We start from the raw sequence: 17,295 nt of genomic DNA on the forward strand, positions 1-17,295 counted from the left end.
TAGTACAGCGCACAGCCAGCAATGACGCGTCTCGTGTCATGTCTGGCTAACGCTTTTTTTTCTGTTCTATTTCATTCTTTTTCATGAGTCGACAAGGGAGTCATTTGGTCAATGATTACCTGAACAGCATGATTTCGATAATCAATCGTTCCTGCTAATTGAACAAATTGGTTTTCATTCAAGTGAACACTAATTTGCGCATAAAGCTTCGGAAATACTGTACAAGAAACTTCTTCCGTCTCATCTTGCAGAGTTAGAAAAGCCATTGCTTCTCCTTTTTTCGTTCGGATCCGCTTAATCGATAAAATAATGCCCATACATTTGACTTTGGCGCCTGGCCTTAAATCAAGCAGAGATGAAATCGGCTGAATAAGATCGGTGGCATTGCGTTTTAACTCTTCTATAGGATGTTCAGATAAATAAAATCCTAAGGTATCACGTTCAAAGGCCAGCACCGTTAAACGATCCATCGTTCCGCCTGGATTGTATTTCGGATGTGAATTGAATTTGAATTGTTCACTTAGCGCGTCATCCCCTATATACAATGCATGCGATTGTGCCGCATCGATAGAGGCCAATAGAACTGCTCGTGTCTCTCCGAACCCATCTAGGGCACCTGCTTTGATCAGTGGAATCAATGTCTTTTCAGTGAAATGATCAGCACCCAAAGCAATAGCCATATCAAACATCGACGACCATTGTTGATTCTCTCTAGCAATAGCTAATTGCTGATAGAAAGCAAAGGTCACTCCTTTAATCGCCCCAAGGCCTAAACGAATAGCGTTTCCTTCCACAGTATGCGAATAGCGGCTGTTCGTTACGGAAGGCGGATGAATCTCCATTCCTTTCGCTTTAATTTCTCGAATTAGTTCCATCATTTTATCTTTGCTGCCTGTCAGTGAAGATAGATAAGCCGCATAAAAATATGTCGGTTCATTTGCCTTAAAGAAAGCCAGGCGATAGGAAATTAACGTATACGCAACGGCATGACTTTTCGGAAAACCATAGTCCGCGAACTTGACGATTAGATTATAGACGTTATTCGCCTTGGCATGATCAAACCCTTTTTTTGTTGCACCTGCAATAAAATGCTGCCGTTCTTTTTCTAGTACTTGCTGATTCTTTTTACTGATGGCCCGTCGTAATAAATCCGCTTCAGCTAAAGTGAACCCAGCGATTTCAACAGCGATTTTCATGATTTGCTCTTGATAGATGATGATCCCGTATGTTTCTGCTAAAATCGGCTGTAATTCCGGTATCTCATATGTTGTCGGCTCCTGTCCGTTTTTACGGCGACTATAGAGAGGTATGAATTCCATCGGACCCGGGCGATACAAAGCATTTACTGAGTATAGATCATTGAAATTATCCGGATGAATGGTTTGCAATGCTCGCCGCATGCCAGGTGATTCAAATTGAAAAATCCCTGTCGTATCCCCTGTTTTGAACAAATTGTACGTTGCCCGATCATCCAGCGGAATACTTTCAAAATCAATCTCCAGTTTCTTATTGTACTGGACCATAGAACGAATCCTATCAAGTAACGTTAAATTTCTCAGACCTAAAAAGTCCATTTTCAACAAGCCGGCCTCTTCGACATCTTTCATAGCCCACTGCGTTAAAAACACTTCTTCTGTTCCAATTTGCAATGGCACAAAATTGACGAGTGGGTCGGTCGACAATACAACACCCGCCGCGTGCGTAGACGCGTTCCTAGGCAAGTCTTCCAGTCTTTCCGCAGATTGCTGCCAAAGGGCTCTGCGAGGATCAACCGAAATCCAATCCTGCAGTTTTCGGGACTGTTGGACCGTGTCTTTGAATGAACGTCCACTGCTTAATTCGTTGGTCATAAAACGAACTTCTTCCGGAGTGAAATCCAGAGCTCTCGCTATGTTCCTTGCGACAGCTTTCGTTGACAATGTTCCGAACGTGATGATTTGTGCCGCGTGTTGCTTGCCGTATGTATCGGCCACATAATTAACCACTTCCGTTCGGCGATTATCGGCGAAATCGATGTCGATATCCGGCATCGTCACACGTTCCGGATTCAAAAATCGTTCAAATAGCAGCCCATAATGAATTGGATCTACTTCTGTGATACCTAAAGCAAAGGCAACTAAAGATCCTGCAGATGAACCCCGGCCGGGACCAACGAGTATTTTCTCATTTTTTGCATAGCGGACATAATCTTCAACAATCAAGAAATAATCAGTGAACCCCATCTGCTCAATGATCTCCAATTCATAGTTCAAACGTTTTGCATACTCAGCAGGTAGTTGCTGAAAACGACGCTGGAGACCTTTCTGGCATTTTTCTGTTAGTACGGAAATAGCGGTTCGTCCCACAGGAACCGGAAATGTAGGAAGTTGAAAATCTTCATTTGATATGTTCACTTGGCATGCACTAAGAATTTCCGTAGTCAGTTGCAGCCATTCGGGATGATCATGGTACCATTCAGACAGTTCATGCGCCTGTGGTAAATACGCTTGGCGAAAACGATTCGGAGGTTTTTGAGGGTCATTTAATTTATAGCCTTTACGAATCGCGGTTGCCACTTCATAGGAAGGAAAATCTTCCGCATGCAGAAAACGAGTTTCATGGCATGCAACAATTTGCAGTTCACATTCTCCAGCCAGTTCGATCATGTGATCTTCTTCGGCGTGTTTTGCTCCGCCTGGTCGACCAATCCCAATAAACGTCGACTGATCCGCTTGTGCTTCCACTAAATGTTGCACCATCTCAGCGGTCCTGTGAGCAGCCCATGAAGAATCCGTTAACGCACAAATGACCCAGCAACCTTCCCGATATGCATGCAACCAAGAAAGCGGTAGGTTTTCCTCTTCACGTGTCGATATGGCACTGCTCATTTTCATTAGATTCGAAAAACCTAATTGATTTTTTGCATACACATATAGAAGAAGATCTTTGTCCTCAATCGACACTTTGACTGATAGACCGATCACTGGACGTATGCCGTATTTTGACAACATCTTACTGAACGATCGTACACCGTACAGTTTACTATTTACGATTGCAGCCGAACTAGCTCCCCTTTGTTGTAAAAGAGGAGCCAATTCATCTAACTTTACGATTCCGCGCAATAAGTCTGCACCAGTAACGATTTGCGGATACATCAGGTTCATTTCAATCCCTCAGCTCTGCTTAGTAATTTCTACAAATTTCTGCTAGCTTCACAATGACTTCATTTGCTTCATCCCACGAATAGACCGATGCTCCGGATGCAAGTGGATGCCCGCCTCCGTTATATTGCATCGCCAAGGTGTTAATCACAGGACCTTTTGAGCGTAAGCGAACACGGATTTGATCGTCTTCTTCAACGAAAATAATCCACGCACAGATCCCTTCGACATTCCCTAATGAACCGACCAGCTGTGAAGTTTCAGAAACTGTCACATCAAATTGATCAAGTATCTCACGGGTCAATTTAATATACGCGGCTCCATGTTCATCAATTGTGAAGTTTTGATAAATATAACCTTGGAGGTGCAAGATTTTACGCTCTACTTCATACATTCCTGCAAATAATTTCGTTCGATCAAAAGGCTGTTTGATAAGTGAACTCGCAATTTCAAATGTTTTTTCTGTAGTGCTTTGGAACATAAAACGTCCAGTATCTCCCACAATTCCAGCGAATAAAAAACGAGCTGCTTCTGTTGAAATTTCCCAGCCATACGATGCTTGACCTTCTTCAAAAAGAGTATAGATCATCTCCGAACAAGAGCTGGCTTCCGTATTCACCCATCGCTCATCACCGTATGGATCTTCGTTCGGATGGTGGTCAATCTTCAATAAAAAAGATCCTTGTTTGAAGAATTCGCCATCTATCCGATCTGTATTGGCTGTGTCTGTAACAATGACGAGTGCGCCTTCGTAATCTGCTTCAGTAACCTGATCGGGTTTCCCCAAATAAGTGAGAAGTTCATCATGTGTTCCTGCAGCCAGTACTTCTTTATCAGGATAATTTTTTTTGATTAATTCTTTAAGTCCCATTTGAGAGCCATATGCGTCCGGGTCTGGACGGACATGTCGATGGATAATGATTTTTTGATAGCGTTCAATTGTGTCAATGATTTGTCTTTTCATGCGGATTCCCCCAAGTTCTTGTTCTTGTATTCGCAATTCCTGTTAAAAGCCGCTACAATGTATTATGACCTAAAGGTTTAAACCTATAGATTATTTTCATGTAATGGAGGCTTTTTAATGGGAACGGTCAATTTTTTATTCGTTTTTGGTATCGTCGCTTCCGGCGTTTTTTATTTCGTTTTTAAGACTCGTCAATTTCGAACCAGCCATATGTTTCCGATCCGGAAAAAGATGTATGCAAGCATGGCAGGATCTGCTCTTGGTGCCCTTTTGATCTTTTTTGGGCTCAATCAAATACTGTTTTTCGAAGGTATTCTAACCTATGTGGTGGCAGGTATATTCATAGTATTTGGCGGCTATGTCGCGATCTTTAATCTTAAAGCGAAGAAACATTATAAGCAGTTTGTTGAAGAAGAGCGAGCATTGAACGAAAACTGATGTCCAAACGGCATCAGTTTTTTATTTTTAATCACGGTTAGAAGCCAGCCAAGTTACTTCTCAAAAAGTTGGAACATCCCCATTGCTTTTGCCACGATACTGTCATTCGAGAAGAGCTCTATTTCCAATTTGATGAATCTGCGACTCGTGTGCAAGATTTTCGGCACAACTGTGACTGCAGCACCTAGCTGAACTTGTTTAATGAAATAAATCGTGACGTTTTCAGGAACGCTCTCTCCGCGTTTTTGAAGACGAATCGCTCGGCTGCCTGCTTCGTTCAAGATTGTGAGCATAGCGCCATATGATAGAGAGCCGAATTGATTGGTCATTTGAGGGACAACAGAGAATTCTATTTTTTCAGGCGCGTTTGGAATGACCTTCATTTGATTCTTTACAATATCATCGATTGTTTCACCTTGTTGCGGTTGACGCTGGGTCATTTGCAGTGCCTTCAAGACATCTTGACGGCTGATGATCCCTTCGAGTATTCCCGCTTCGGAAACAACTGGCATTAAATCAATGCCTTCCCAAATCATGCTGTGACCTGCCGAAGCCACGCTCATTTTCCCATTGACGGTAATGGGATCCGGGGTCATGACTTTTCCGACAGTATCCATATCCGGTTTACTGACGACGTCACGAGACGTGATGATCCCAACCAACTTTCCATTGGACTCCACGACGGGATAAGCCGAGTGTGCCGTCTGATGATTAACTTCGAAAAACTGATCAACTGAGTCTTCCGGGGCCAAAGTTACCGTACGGGCGAGCGGAGTCAATATGTCTTCTACTAATAAAATTTCTTTTTCGATTAACTGATCATAAATGGCGCGATTGAGCATGGTAGCCACTGTGAATGTATCATAGCTCGTGGAAATGACAGGTAAGTTCATTTCATCCGCTAGATGCTTCACTTCTTCCGTCGCATCAAATCCGCCTGTTACAAGCACCGCCGCTCCCGCTTTTATAGCGATTTCATGGGCTTTCAAACGGTTTCCGACAATTAGCAGGCTGCCCGCATCGATGTATCGTATCATATCCTCAAGCTGCATAGCTCCAACGACAAATTTCGTTAATGTTTTATGTAATCCATCGCGACCACCTAATACCACGCCATCTACGATATTGATGACTTCAGCAAATGTCAGGCGTTCAATATTTTCTTTTTTCTTTTTTTCTATACGAATGGTACCTACACGTTCAATTGTATTGACGAGCTTCTGATTTTCAGCTTCTTTAATCGCACGGTATGCAGTACCATCACTTACTTCTAGCGCTTTAGCTACTTGGCGTACAGAAATCTTCTCCCCTACTGCCAAACTTTCAATGTAGCGCAAGATTTGTTCGTGTTTTGTTGACATGGATTCACCTTTTTCTCCGACCTAGTTTGAACGGTTTAGGCTTTTAGCTAATCATACCATAATTCAATCAAAAAAACGGTCTAAGACGATAACAAAGCGCCTCGACCGCCACTGCCCTATTTTGGATTGTTAGATCTCAATCACGTCTCCAGCCGCCATAATTTTCACTTCATGTGACGTTACAAGTGATTTGAAACCTTCAGGATTCTGTTCGATTGGCGGAAACGTATTGAAATGGACAGGCACAGTTAATTTCGGCTTCAGAATCTCAACAGCCTTCGCTGCGTCGCGCGGCCCCATTGTAAAGTTATCGCCAATCGGAAGGAAAGCAATATCAATCGGATCTTCGGCATACAATTTCATATCACTGAACAGCGCCGTGTCTCCCGCGTGATAAATGATTTTATCTTCAATGGTCAGTAACAGACCTGCTGGCATGCCTGTGTATATGATTTCATTATTTTCTGTTGTGTAAGAAGAACTGTGGAATGCTTGTGTATATTTGACTGTCCCAAAATCGAACTTTTTTGAACCGCCTATATTCATGCCGTGTGTCCGCAATCCTTGAAAACCTAAATAAACCGCCAATTCATTGGGCGCAACGACGAGAATATCTTCCCTTTTCGCAATTTCCATCGTATCTCCTACATGGTCGTTATGACCGTGCGTCAGTAAGATCACATCCGGTTTTTCATCTGCCGCTTTCAGATCTGTCAGCTTATTGCCCGTAATGAATGGGTCAATCAGTATGGTCTTTCCGCTTGTTTCAATTTTCACGATCGAATGGCCGTGATATGAGATTTTCACAAAAATCACTCTCCTAATTTTAATGAATCTGTACTCTATACCTTCTGCAAAACAGCGCAAAACCCTCTTTTTTTGTTATACTAACAAAAACAAAGGAGGCTACATAAATGTCTAATATTAAAAAAGTCCAAGATTTCCTCATCGAACACGCTATAGATGCTGCTCTTATTACGAATCCCGATAACATCTTCTATCTAACCAATTTTCGAAGTGAGCCACATGAACGTTTACTAGGTGTGGTTATTTTTAAAGAAGAAGAACCATTTATTATATGTCCAGCCATGGAAGTGGCGGATGTAAAAGCAATCGGCTGGTCCCATGGCGTTGTCGGCTATAAAGACACCGATAACGCATTTGAATTCTTGGATAACGCCATCCAAGAACGCATCTCTGAATTGACACTACTGGCAATAGAAAAAGAACATATAACAGTAGACCGGTTCGAAATTTTACAAGAACGGTTCCCCGCCCTCCAATTCGCTAAGCTGGATGGAGAAATCGCAAATTATCGGTTAATTAAAAATGAAACTGAATTGGACTGCTTGAGAAAAGCTGCTGAATTGGCAGACTACGCAATCGAAGTCGGTTGCAATGAAATTAAAGAAGGTAAAACTGAACTGGAGATTGTCCAAGCTGTTGAACAAGCAGTCAAACAGAAGGGTGCCGAAAAGATGTCCTTTGACACGATTGTCATTTCAGGTAAAAAAACCGCTTCCCCTCACGGTATCCCCGGAGACCGCGCTATTAAAAATGGAGATTTCATCCTTTTTGATCTAGGTGTCGTCTATAAAGGATATTGTTCAGATATTACCCGAACAATCGCACTTGGCGAGCCAACAGACGAACAACTAAAAATCTATGAAACAGTTAAAAAAGCACAGCAAGCATCAATTGATGTGGTTCGTCCCGGCACATTAGCAAAAGAAGTGGATCTGGCCGCTCGTTCTGTGATTGAAGAAGCGGGCTATGGTGAACTTTTCCCACACCGAATAGGTCATGGCCTCGGTATATCCGTACATGAGTACCCTTCTCTGACAGCAGCGAATGAACTCCCTTTAGAAGAAGGGATGGTTTTCACAATCGAGCCGGGTATTTACGATCCAACGATTACAGGCGTACGAATTGAAGACGATGTACTGGTAACGAAGGATGGCGTTGAGGTCTTGACGAAGTTCCCTAAAGACTTGAAGATTATTTAACTAGTTTATGAACTTAAAAAAGCAGTCCGCGAAATGTGCGGACTGCTTAGATTGTAGACAAAAGAATAGGCAAGTGGAATAACATCGTTGATCTCCGTTCCAGGCGGACGCTTTCCGCGGGGCGTGCGGTGAGCCTCCTCGTCGCTTCGCTCCTGTGAGGTCTCACCTGTCACGCTAATCCCGCTGGAGTCGCCGCCTTCCACTACGATCAACTAGCATATTTTTCTGATGATAGTGAGTTGATTGTGTATTTCGGGAAATATATAAAGTGTAAGTATCATCCAATCACCTTAACTTTAAGCCCTTTATTATTTTATTTCATTTCTCCCTTAATAAACTTAATGTTTATTTAAAGTTAAAGCAGTCCGCACAAAGCGCGGACTGCTTTTTTCAATTATATGCTTTGCAAAACGTCTTCCACGCGAGTATGCTCGAGCTCTTGAGCTTCTGCTACTGCTTGGTATGTTATGCTTCCAGCCATTGTATTAATACCTTTGCGGAGTGCTTCGTTATCCAAGCATGCCTGTTTTACACCTTTGTTTGCGATTTGAAGGGCGTATGGAATCGTTACGTTCGTTAATGCAACGGTAGATGTTTGAGGAACAGCACCCGGCATATTCGCTACCGCGTAATGAACGATATCATGTTTTACATAGGTTGGTTCATCATGAGTCGTTACACGATCGGATGTTTCAAAAATACCGCCTTGGTCAATTGCGATATCAATCAATACGGAGCCCGGCTTCATGGATTTAACCATTTCTTCCGTTACCAAAGTCGGTGCTTTTGCGCCCGGGATAAGCACACAGCCAATTACCAAGTCCGCATCTTTCACTGCATTCGCAATATTGTATGGGTTGGAAACTAGCGTTTGAATATCCTTTCCGAACAACTCGTCCAACTGGCGGACTCTCTCTACGGATAAATCTAAAATCGTCACATGTGCACCAATTCCGATCGCTACACGAGCCGCATTCGTACCCGCCTGACCACCACCGATGATTGTTATCTTACCGCGTGAAACGCCTGGAACTCCTGCTAACAGGATTCCTTTACCACCCTTTGTTTTTTCTAAATATTGCGCACCGATCTGAGTTGCCATTCGTCCAGCCACTTCACTCATCGGAGCCAATAAAGGCAATGCACCGTTTGGCAATTGGACTGTTTCATATGCAATCGCAGTAACTTTATGTTCAAGCAATGCTTGCGTCAGATTCAGTTCTGGAGCCAGATGCAAATAGGTGAATAAAATCAATCCTTCACGGAAGTATTGAAATTCTGAAGCAGCTGGTTCCTTTACTTTCAGCACCATATCTGCACCCCAGGCTTCAGCAGCAGTTGCCACAATCGTAGCTCCAGCTTCTTTATACTCTTCGTCTAAAAAGCTGGAGCCAAGTCCTGCCCCTGTTTCAATTAAAACTTCATGTCCAGCAGTTTTTAAAGTCAGTACACTTGCAGGGGCAATTGCCACTCGGTTTTCATTGTTTTTAACTTCTCTTGGAACACCTATACGCATGCGAAATCCTCCTAAATTGAAAGTTACGTTAATCGCCTATTTCATCTTGCCGATTAATATAAATTTAATCTTATCAGAAAATATAAGTTTTTTCCTCTGTTTTTTAAAACCTTTCCGTATACTTTTCAGTTTGCATTGCTTAGGGTAAATATTTCGACAAAAAAAGAAGGATATTCGCAAGCTATGAAGAATATAGTAGATGTAGATACAATCTAACTTTAAGGATGGAGTGGTAATTATGGCACTTAAGTACAAAGACATCATCGTAGCCGTAGATGGATCAGATGAGGCAAAATGGGCTTTCAAAAAAGCAATCGCTATTGCAGACCGTAACGAAGCAACTTTACACTTAATCAACATCATTGATACGCGTTCTTATGCAGCAGTCGAGGCATATGATCGTTCCATCGCAGAACGAGCTCAAAAGTATGCGGAAGATCTATTGACTGAATATCAGGCCGAGGCTGCCGCAGTGGGTATGAACAACGTACAGATCCACGTTGAATACGGTTCTCCCAAAACATTGATCCCTCGTGATATTGCTAAAAAATTAAATGCAGATCTCATTATTTGTGGAGCTACAGGGTTAAACCGTGTGGAGCGTTTCCTGATCGGCAGCGTTTCCGAGAACATCGTCCGTTCCGCGAAATGTGATGTGCTTGTAGTACGTACACCTGAAACTCAAGAATAACAAAAAAGCTCGTTCTCCCTAGGTATTCTAGGAAGAACGAGTTTTTTATTTCGATACTTGTAAAGATTCCACTGAAATACCGCCAACTCGCACCGTATCACGTGCCAACATGATCTCTTCGTTCGTTGGAATGATCAATACTTTTACAGGCGAATGAGGGAAACTAATATACGCTTCTTCTCCTCTGACATTATTCAAGCTCGGATCAAAATAGACCCCCATGAATTCTAGTCCTCGCATCACTTTTTCACGCACAATGGCGCTGTTTTCTCCGATTCCCGCTGTGAATATGATGGCATCGACTCCACCCATTCCAGCAGCATATTGACCAATATGCTGATGAATCCGATCTGTGAAAACATCCAAAGCTAATTGAGCACGTTCATTACCTTGTTCCGCAGCTTCTGTAATATCACGTAAATCACTAGAAAAACCACTCAGGCCAAGCAAGCCTGATTTTTTATTTAGTACATTCACTACCTCTTCAGCAGACTGCCCCGTGCGGTCCATCATGTAAGGAATAAGCGCCGGGTCGATATTTCCTGAACGAGTACCCATAATCACCCCTGCTAAAGGAGTGAAGCCCATGGACGTGTCTACTGATTTGCCGCCTTTGACAGCGGCAATACTTGCACCGTTACCTAAGTGACATGAAATGAGACGCGTATCTTCAAGCGGACGATTTAATATCTTCGCAGCCCGTTCTGTAACATATTTATGGCTCGTACCATGGAAACCGTACTTCCGTATACCATATTTTTCATAATACTCATACGGCAGTGCATATAAAAATGCTTTTTCAGGCATCGTTTGATGAAACGCAGTATCGAAAATTGCTACCGCTGGCAAGTTAGGCAGAGCTTCCTTAAAAGCTTTGATACCGACAATATTTGCGGGATTATGCAGCGGTGCAAATCCTGAAATTTCTTCGAGTTTTTCAATTACTTCTTCAGTGATCAGCACTGAATCACTAAATACCTCGCCTCCGTGGACGACCCGATGTCCGATTCCATCAATCTCATCGTAGGACGATACAACACCTTCGCTTAGCAAATGCTCAAGCAACATACTAACAGCCTGTGAGTGGTCCGCAATATCCAGTACTTTTTCGATCTTCTTGTCATTTGTTGTCATGGAGAAAATTGAATTATCCATTCCTACTCTTTCGAATAATCCTTTGGTAATCTCTTCTTCCGTTGCCATCTCAATCAACTGGAATTTCAAAGATGAACTTCCCGCATTCACTGATAAAATTTTTGGCAATTTATACTCAACCCCTTAGTAATCTTTTACGTTGGTAGACGTTCAAGTTATTATAATACCTAACTATTTGAAACGCAATTAATAAAATGATATTTGAGCTATTTTTCTGTAAAATTTTTCTTTAAAAGAAAAAGAGAGGAAGAGCGAGTGCTCAGTCACTCTCCCCTTCCTCCATCCAAAGACTTACTTTACCAAAAAAGTTTTGTAATGCCAAAGCGTTTCCAAGCTCTGGAATCTTCGCAAGCAATACCTCAGGCATGACAATCCGATCAGTTGGCGGTTGTTGCAGCAGCAAAATACTTTTCGCAAAACGTTGATCCTTGAATAAAGAAGCAGGTAGTTCAAACATTCCTCTTAACAGCTGATGTTCTTTCACAAATGATAAGATCGGCTCTGCTCCATCCGCCGTCAGTAATTTTGATGGGACGACGAAGAAACCATATCCACCCGGCTTTACATAGCGCATCGATTGCTCAATATAAAGATAATGCGAAAATGCATGTCCTTCTGAAGCCATGAGTTCATAATCCATCGCCACTTCGTCATCCGGATAGTAACCAACCGGAAGATCGCTGATCACCGCGTCTACCAAATCAATGGGCAGGGGCCGCAGAGCATCTTGTAAATAAAACGATACCGGCAGTTGCAGTAAATTTGCCGTAGCCGCTGCAATTTGAATAAGTACATCATCGATTTCCACCGCACTTGCAGATGCTTTGCCTTCAAATTGATTCAGCACTGTAAATAGCAGATTTCCTGTACCGGCAGCCGGATCCAAAAATATAACTGCTTGTTTAGGATTTATCAATTTATTGACTAAGTAGCCAATCAAATAGCCGATTGAATCGGGAGTCATTTGGTGATGAGCTTGTGCAGATTGCTTCATTCCTTTTAACAGAGCAAGTTGAACACCTTTACGGATTTCTTCTGGTTGGACAGGATCCTCCAACTCTACTGCTAAAGGTTTGTCCAGCCAATGTTCACTAGCCTCAAGCACTGCATCCAAATACAAACCATCTGTTGATTGTGCATATTCATCATAATAAGTAAACACTTTTTCCATATTGTTCATGCTATTTCCTCCATGAAGAAACCCACCTCTTAATAGGTGGGTTTTAGTTTAATTCAATTCTTTCACGGCTTTGATTGCCGCATCATAGTCCGGGTGATCTGTTGCTTCGCTGACATATTCCACATAGGACACGTTATCATTACGGTCGATAACGAAAATTGAACGAGTCAGCAAACGCAGTTCTTTAATGGCAGTTCCATATGCCGTACCAAATGAAAGATCTTTGTGATCGGAATATAGATTCAAATTCTCCACACCTTCAGCATCTTTCCATCTAGCTTGTGCGAAAGGTAAATCTACCGAAATTGTTAACACTTCCACGTCATCCCCAAGAGAAGTAGCTTCATCATTGAAACGTTTTGTCTGCAGAGAACAAACACCTGTATCTACAGAAGGTACGACACTGATCAAACGAACCTTACCTTTTGAATCTGCTAATGTAACAGGCTGCAAGTCATTAGATAGAACTGTAAAGTCTGGAGCACGTTCCCCTACTTTCACTTCTGTTCCCTCTAGATGTATTGGATTGTTTTTAAATGTAACATTTACCATGCCAATCACTCCTTTTAACATAGTGTACTAAACGGTAGGGCCTTCATGCAACTTATGTTGTTCGGTTGGACTCAACTCATGTACTTTCTTTTTCTCATATACCTGCTCATGAATCACGACCGTATCTGCGAATATATCATGCAGCGCGGACTTCTTGGGTGTAAACAGAACGAGTATATAAGGAATCCACAGCATTTGTGAAATGAATCGTCCAATTCCTTCTCTAAACAAAACTGTGCTCCAATCCAATTTCTGCCCATTTAATTTCACTACACGAATCCCCATGATCATTTTCCCTACTGTTTGCCCAGCCAATTTTGTCATTAAAATAAAATATAGAAGCAATAATAGTAATGCCGCTACTTTATATGGGCTGAATAAAAAGGCAAACGGTTTATTGATCGCCATATCCATCAGACGGAAAATCGGTTTGACAAAGATTCCACTAATGGACGAGATGAGCAGCAGGTCAATCAAAAAAGCCCACAGCCTGACCCAAAACCCTGCAAATTTCGGTTGGAAAAGTGAATGTTCCGTGGGTATGGATCGCTGTGTGTTCAGCAGTTCATTCGTCATCATCGATTTCCCCCTTCTCACTCACCATATAAATACATCATCCGAGGTGCTTGGTTATCTGTCAGTAACTTCTTCATGATTTGGGACTCCATATCTCCGCCAAATACATCGTGCGCTTTCATGGATAACAATGAAGTCAAATTGTCTGGCGCCCCATATTCAAAGACAGCAGCCTTTTCTAAATGGTAGTCTTCTTTCATTGCCGAAACGACTGTCGGTAATTTTCCGTAATCATCTGCAAGTCCAGCCTCGATCGCTTGTCGGCCATTCATTACACGACCATCCGCAACTTTGCGTACATCGCTTTCTGACATGCCGCGACCTTCTGCGATGATGTTTACAAATCGTTTATACGAATCATCGATCATTTCCTGTAGCATTTTGCGCTCTTCAGGTTTCATCTCTCTCGTACTGCTCATCATGTCCTTGTAAGGACCTGACTTGATGGTAGGAAAATCTACTCCATATTTTTCTGCCAGTTTGCCATAGTTGATCGACTGCATAATGACTCCAATCGATCCAGTTAATGTTTCAGGGTGAACGAAAATCTTTTCAGCAGGGGCAGAGATATAGTAACCGCCTGAAGCTGCCATTCCACCCATGGCCACATAGATCGGAATTTCCTTTGTCGCTTGAATTTCTGTAAACGCATCGTAAATATCCGATGATTCCAATACACCGCCACCTGGTGAATTGACAGATAATACGATTCCTTTTACTGTTGAGTCGTTCATGACTTCATTCAATTGTGCCATAAACTGCCGGTGATTGTACTCTTCCCCACTAAACAGAGAAGCTGCGCCCGTATCTTGGATGACACCATCCACTTTCAGTACGGCAATCCGTTCACTCAGACTCCCGTCTTCGACTATTGTTTCTTGCAGGTCTTGGTCGATAGCTGTGATTTCAGTGATTAGATCATTCCAATCTCTCGTGAAAAACCAGGACATCGTATTGATGCCGATCGACACGAACACCAATATCGCTGCGACTGCAATTGCAATCACTCTTTTTGCTGTCATTCTTAAAATTCCTCCTTTGTTTACATCTTACTGTACGTTACCAATCGTCCAAATGTTTCATTCATGCTACACTTAATCTATTAAATAGAGAAGGAGAGATTTCCGATGGTTAATCAGCACACTATTTATCTCTTTAGCCGGCTTGACGAAGATACCGTTCATAAAAAGACATTTGTTGAAGAACAATTGCTGAAAGAAGGATTCTCGCTTACTGATGACCATACAGAGGCGACCGTTGTCATAAGTATAGGAAGTGATGGCACATTTCTTCAAGCTGTCCGCAAAACAGATTTCCGCCAAGACTGTCTCTATCTTGGCATCTCCATAAAGGGCGCTCATGGAGTTTATTGCGACTTCAAATACGATGAAATTGGGACATTGGTATACGCATTGAACCAACCCAGCCTTGCAGAGCGTCACTATCCGATACTCGAAGTAACAATCAACCAACATAAACCATTCTATTGCTTAAATGAGTTCAGCATTCGTTCCACCATTATACGAACATTCGTCATGGATATTTCCATTGACGAATTATTATTTGAGACATTTTTAGGAGACGGTTTGATCATTTCCACACCTACTGGCAGCACAGCCTACAATAAATCGGTACGCGGCGCTGTCATTGATCCATTATTGCCTTGCTTCCAAGTGTCGGAACTTGCTTCCGTCAATAACAATCGCTACCGCACTTTGGGGACTTCATTTATTTTAAGCGGCAATAGGAAACTCACTTTGAATGTTCATCAAGAAGGCAATGAGTTCCCTTCGACTGCGGCAGACAATGAGGCGCTCGGAATCAAGCAGGTTGAAAAAGTCGAAGCTAAACTGAGTAACCGGGTCATTCGGACTGCCAAACTTTCGGATAATTCATTTTTCGAGAAAGTGCAACGTACTTTCTTTTAATTACAAAAATAAAGGCTGTTCAAAAGTCGGAGCAAACGACTTTGGACAGCCTTTTTTCTATTAACTTTCTAAACTATGTTCCTTTTTACGTAACTCAACGCGCATAATTTTACCCGATGCTGTCTTTGGCAATTCTTCCAAAAATTCAATTTTACGCGGATATTTATACGGCGCTGTCAATTGCTTGACATGTTCTTGCAACTCTTTAACCAAATCATCTGAGTGAGCGTTCGCTCTATCACGCAACACAACAAATGCTTTCACCACATTGCCGCGCTCTGCATCAGGACTTGCTACCACAGCACATTCCCGCACAGCTGGATGTTTAATCAACGCATCTTCCACTTCAAAAGGTCCGATCGTATAGCCGGAGCTTATAATAATGTCATCTCCGCGTCCTTCAAACCAGAAATAGCCATCTGCATCTTTTTTTGCACGATCTCCTGTAATGTAGTAATCGCCCCTGAATTGCATTTTAGTTCGCTCAGGATCATTCAAATACTCTCGGAACAGAGCCGGTGTCAATTTATGAACTGCAATATCTCCCACTTCATCCACTGCAGCAATTGTTCCTTCATCCGTAATGATCTCCACTTGATTTCCTGGTGTCGGTTTACCCATGGAGCCCGGCTTCGCTTCCATTCCGATCATCGTTCCAACCAGTAAAGTGTTTTCGGTCTGTCCATAACCATCTCGTACAGAGAGCGAGAATTGTTTTTCAAAAATATCAATGACTTCACGATTTAACGGTTCGCCCGCTGAAACAGCACTTCTAACAGAGGTAAGTGTATAGTCGCTGAGATTTTCTGCTTTTGCCATGAAGCGGTATTCTGTCGGTGTACAGCACAACACATTGATTTGGTACTCGTCTAAGAAATTGAGGTATTTATCAACATTAAATTTACCATTAAAAACAAATCCTGTGGCACCGCTTCCAAGAACCGATAAAAACGGCGTCCAAATCCATTTTTGCCAACCAGGCGCGGCGGTCGCCCAAACTATGTCTCCTTCTTTTATACCAAGCCAGTTCGGTGCTGTCGTACGTAAATGCGCATAACCCCAAGCATGCGTATGTACTGCACCTTTTGGTTTGCCTGTTGTGCCCGATGTGTAAGATAAAAATGCAGTGTCTGTGCTTGCCGTATCACAAGCTGTAAAATCAGAGGATGCGTTTTTTTCTTGTTCCGTTAAAGACACTTCACCTTCCCTTGCCTGACCGATAATACAAACTTTCACTTTGTCTATATTGCCAACGTGCTCTAATTGGTCGGTGAAGGCATCAAATGCAATGATCGCTTTAGCACCGCTATGCTCAATCCGGTATTCAATATCAGAGGAACGCAGCATTTCTGAACTCGGTATGACGACAAGCCCTGCCTTGAGCGCACCAATGTATGTAACATAGGCTTCGATCATGCGAGGTACCATGACCAATACGACATCACCTTTTCGCAGACCATTTGCAGTCAATACATTGGCCGTTCTGTTTGCCGCTTTCATAAGTTCATCATATGTCACTTCTTGCTGTTGGTTTTGTGAGTCTACGTAAATTAACGCTTTTTTGCCATCACCTGTTGCATACTTTTCGAATTCTGAGACGATGTTATACTTAGCCGGTGCTAACAATTCTTCACGGTTCATTTTCATTCCTCCTTTTACATAATAGTATAAGTATACAAATACAATGCGTATTTTTCAAAACTTTTTATATTAATCGTAATTTTAAGTTATGAAATTTAACTACAGCAGCCTGATCTCTATGTATAAATTCCACTTTTCCATACAAAC

15 protein-coding genes are annotated in these 17,295 nt (G+C 42.3%); 4 read left to right on the forward strand and 11 right to left on the reverse strand.

Features of this window, described 5'->3' with window-relative positions:
• Positions 1-71 precede the first annotated feature (71 nt).
• Positions 72-3,143: a DNA polymerase III subunit alpha gene (locus B5D59_RS03725; RefSeq protein ID WP_078816881.1), complete on the reverse strand. Its 3,072-nt coding sequence runs from the start codon at positions 3,141-3,143 to the stop codon at positions 72-74.
• Between the two features lie 19 nt (positions 3,144-3,162).
• Positions 3,163-4,104 carry a DHH family phosphoesterase gene (locus B5D59_RS03730; protein ID WP_040759267.1) on the reverse strand — a complete coding sequence of 314 codons (942 nt, stop codon included), beginning with the start codon at positions 4,102-4,104 and terminating at the stop codon, positions 3,163-3,165.
• A 117-nt stretch (positions 4,105-4,221) separates the two neighbouring features.
• Here B5D59_RS03730 and B5D59_RS03735 point away from each other — a divergent pair, with 117 nt between their 5' ends.
• A complete protein-coding gene (locus B5D59_RS03735) occupies positions 4,222-4,542 on the forward strand; it encodes a YtpI family protein (protein WP_009497672.1) in 321 nt (106 codons plus the stop codon).
• Positions 4,543-4,595: 53 nt separating this feature from the next.
• Here B5D59_RS03735 and B5D59_RS03740 read toward each other — a convergent pair whose 3' ends face one another.
• A complete protein-coding gene (locus B5D59_RS03740; RefSeq protein WP_078816882.1) occupies positions 4,596-5,903 on the reverse strand; it encodes a DRTGG domain-containing protein in 1,308 nt (435 codons plus the stop codon).
• 129 nt (positions 5,904-6,032) lie between these two features.
• Positions 6,033-6,710, reverse strand: a complete 678-nt coding sequence (locus B5D59_RS03745) for a metal-dependent hydrolase (protein WP_009497675.1) — start codon at positions 6,708-6,710, stop codon at positions 6,033-6,035.
• 107 nt (positions 6,711-6,817) lie between these two features.
• Here B5D59_RS03745 and B5D59_RS03750 point away from each other — a divergent pair, with 107 nt between their 5' ends.
• Positions 6,818-7,909, forward strand: coding sequence for a M24 family metallopeptidase (locus B5D59_RS03750; protein WP_078816883.1), 1,092 nt, complete (start codon positions 6,818-6,820; stop codon positions 7,907-7,909).
• Between the two features lie 394 nt (positions 7,910-8,303).
• Here the strand turns inward: B5D59_RS03750 and ald are convergent, their stop codons facing one another.
• Positions 8,304-9,425: an alanine dehydrogenase gene (gene ald / locus B5D59_RS03755; protein WP_078816884.1), complete on the reverse strand. Its 1,122-nt coding sequence runs from the start codon at positions 9,423-9,425 to the stop codon at positions 8,304-8,306.
• A gap of 238 nt (positions 9,426-9,663) precedes the next feature.
• On the opposite strand from ald, the gene B5D59_RS03760 reads away from it, so the two are divergent.
• Positions 9,664-10,116: a universal stress protein gene (locus B5D59_RS03760; protein WP_009497678.1), complete on the forward strand. Its 453-nt coding sequence runs from the start codon at positions 9,664-9,666 to the stop codon at positions 10,114-10,116.
• A 45-nt stretch (positions 10,117-10,161) separates the two neighbouring features.
• Here B5D59_RS03760 and B5D59_RS03765 read toward each other — a convergent pair whose 3' ends face one another.
• The 5 genes from B5D59_RS03765 to sppA all read right to left on the reverse strand — a co-directional run bounded on the left by B5D59_RS03765 (position 10,162) and on the right by sppA (position 14,601).
• Positions 10,162-11,379: an acetate kinase gene (locus tag B5D59_RS03765; protein ID WP_009497679.1), complete on the reverse strand. Its 1,218-nt coding sequence runs from the start codon at positions 11,377-11,379 to the stop codon at positions 10,162-10,164.
• Between the two features lie 151 nt (positions 11,380-11,530).
• Complete coding sequence (locus tag B5D59_RS03770; protein WP_078816885.1) at positions 11,531-12,451, reverse strand: class I SAM-dependent methyltransferase; 921 nt, start codon at positions 12,449-12,451, stop codon at positions 11,531-11,533.
• A 48-nt stretch (positions 12,452-12,499) separates the two neighbouring features.
• Entirely contained in the window at positions 12,500-13,003 is a 504-nt protein-coding gene (gene tpx / locus B5D59_RS03775) for a thiol peroxidase (protein WP_078816886.1), read from the reverse strand.
• A 27-nt stretch (positions 13,004-13,030) separates the two neighbouring features.
• The gene (locus B5D59_RS03780) at positions 13,031-13,582 is read right to left on the reverse strand and encodes an RDD family protein (protein WP_078816887.1); all 552 of its coding nucleotides are present in this window, start codon (positions 13,580-13,582) and stop codon (positions 13,031-13,033) included.
• A gap of 14 nt (positions 13,583-13,596) precedes the next feature.
• Positions 13,597-14,601: a signal peptide peptidase SppA gene (gene sppA / locus B5D59_RS03785; protein WP_078816888.1), complete on the reverse strand. Its 1,005-nt coding sequence runs from the start codon at positions 14,599-14,601 to the stop codon at positions 13,597-13,599.
• A gap of 105 nt (positions 14,602-14,706) precedes the next feature.
• On the opposite strand from sppA, the gene B5D59_RS03790 reads away from it, so the two are divergent.
• Positions 14,707-15,507, forward strand: coding sequence for an NAD kinase (locus B5D59_RS03790; RefSeq protein WP_078816889.1), 801 nt, complete (start codon positions 14,707-14,709; stop codon positions 15,505-15,507).
• 60 nt (positions 15,508-15,567) lie between these two features.
• On the opposite strand, the gene mbcS is transcribed toward B5D59_RS03790, so the two are convergent.
• Complete coding sequence (gene mbcS, locus B5D59_RS03795; RefSeq protein WP_078816890.1) at positions 15,568-17,148, reverse strand: acyl-CoA synthetase MbcS; 1,581 nt, start codon at positions 17,146-17,148, stop codon at positions 15,568-15,570.
• Positions 17,149-17,295: the final 147 nt, after the last annotated feature.

Source organism: Sporosarcina newyorkensis (assembly GCF_900167515.1).
In the GTDB taxonomy this organism is placed as follows: domain Bacteria; phylum Bacillota; class Bacilli; order Bacillales_A; family Planococcaceae; genus Sporosarcina; species Sporosarcina newyorkensis.

Excerpts from the sequence above, each read along its gene's own strand:
- B5D59_RS03740 (WP_078816882.1), bottom strand. The coding sequence starts at position 5,903 with ATGTCAACAAAACACGAACAAATCTTGCGCTACATTGAAAGTTTGGCA.
- B5D59_RS03750 (WP_078816883.1), top strand. The coding sequence starts at position 6,818 with ATGTCTAATATTAAAAAAGTCCAAGATTTCCTCATCGAACACGCTATA.
- B5D59_RS03780 (WP_078816887.1), bottom strand. The coding sequence starts at position 13,582 with ATGATGACGAATGAACTGCTGAACACACAGCGATCCATACCCACGGAA.
- B5D59_RS03790 (WP_078816889.1), top strand. The coding sequence starts at position 14,707 with ATGGTTAATCAGCACACTATTTATCTCTTTAGCCGGCTTGACGAAGAT.
- tpx (WP_078816886.1), bottom strand. The coding sequence starts at position 13,003 with ATGGTAAATGTTACATTTAAAAACAATCCAATACATCTAGAGGGAACA.
- sppA (WP_078816888.1), bottom strand. The coding sequence starts at position 14,601 with ATGACAGCAAAAAGAGTGATTGCAATTGCAGTCGCAGCGATATTGGTG.
- B5D59_RS03725 (WP_078816881.1), bottom strand. The coding sequence starts at position 3,143 with ATGAACCTGATGTATCCGCAAATCGTTACTGGTGCAGACTTATTGCGC.
- mbcS (WP_078816890.1), bottom strand. The coding sequence starts at position 17,148 with ATGAACCGTGAAGAATTGTTAGCACCGGCTAAGTATAACATCGTCTCA.
- B5D59_RS03770 (WP_078816885.1), bottom strand. The coding sequence starts at position 12,451 with ATGAACAATATGGAAAAAGTGTTTACTTATTATGATGAATATGCACAA.
- B5D59_RS03735 (WP_009497672.1), top strand. The coding sequence starts at position 4,222 with ATGGGAACGGTCAATTTTTTATTCGTTTTTGGTATCGTCGCTTCCGGC.
- B5D59_RS03730 (WP_040759267.1), bottom strand. The coding sequence starts at position 4,104 with ATGAAAAGACAAATCATTGACACAATTGAACGCTATCAAAAAATCATT.
- ald (WP_078816884.1), bottom strand. The coding sequence starts at position 9,425 with ATGCGTATAGGTGTTCCAAGAGAAGTTAAAAACAATGAAAACCGAGTG.
- B5D59_RS03760 (WP_009497678.1), top strand. The coding sequence starts at position 9,664 with ATGGCACTTAAGTACAAAGACATCATCGTAGCCGTAGATGGATCAGAT.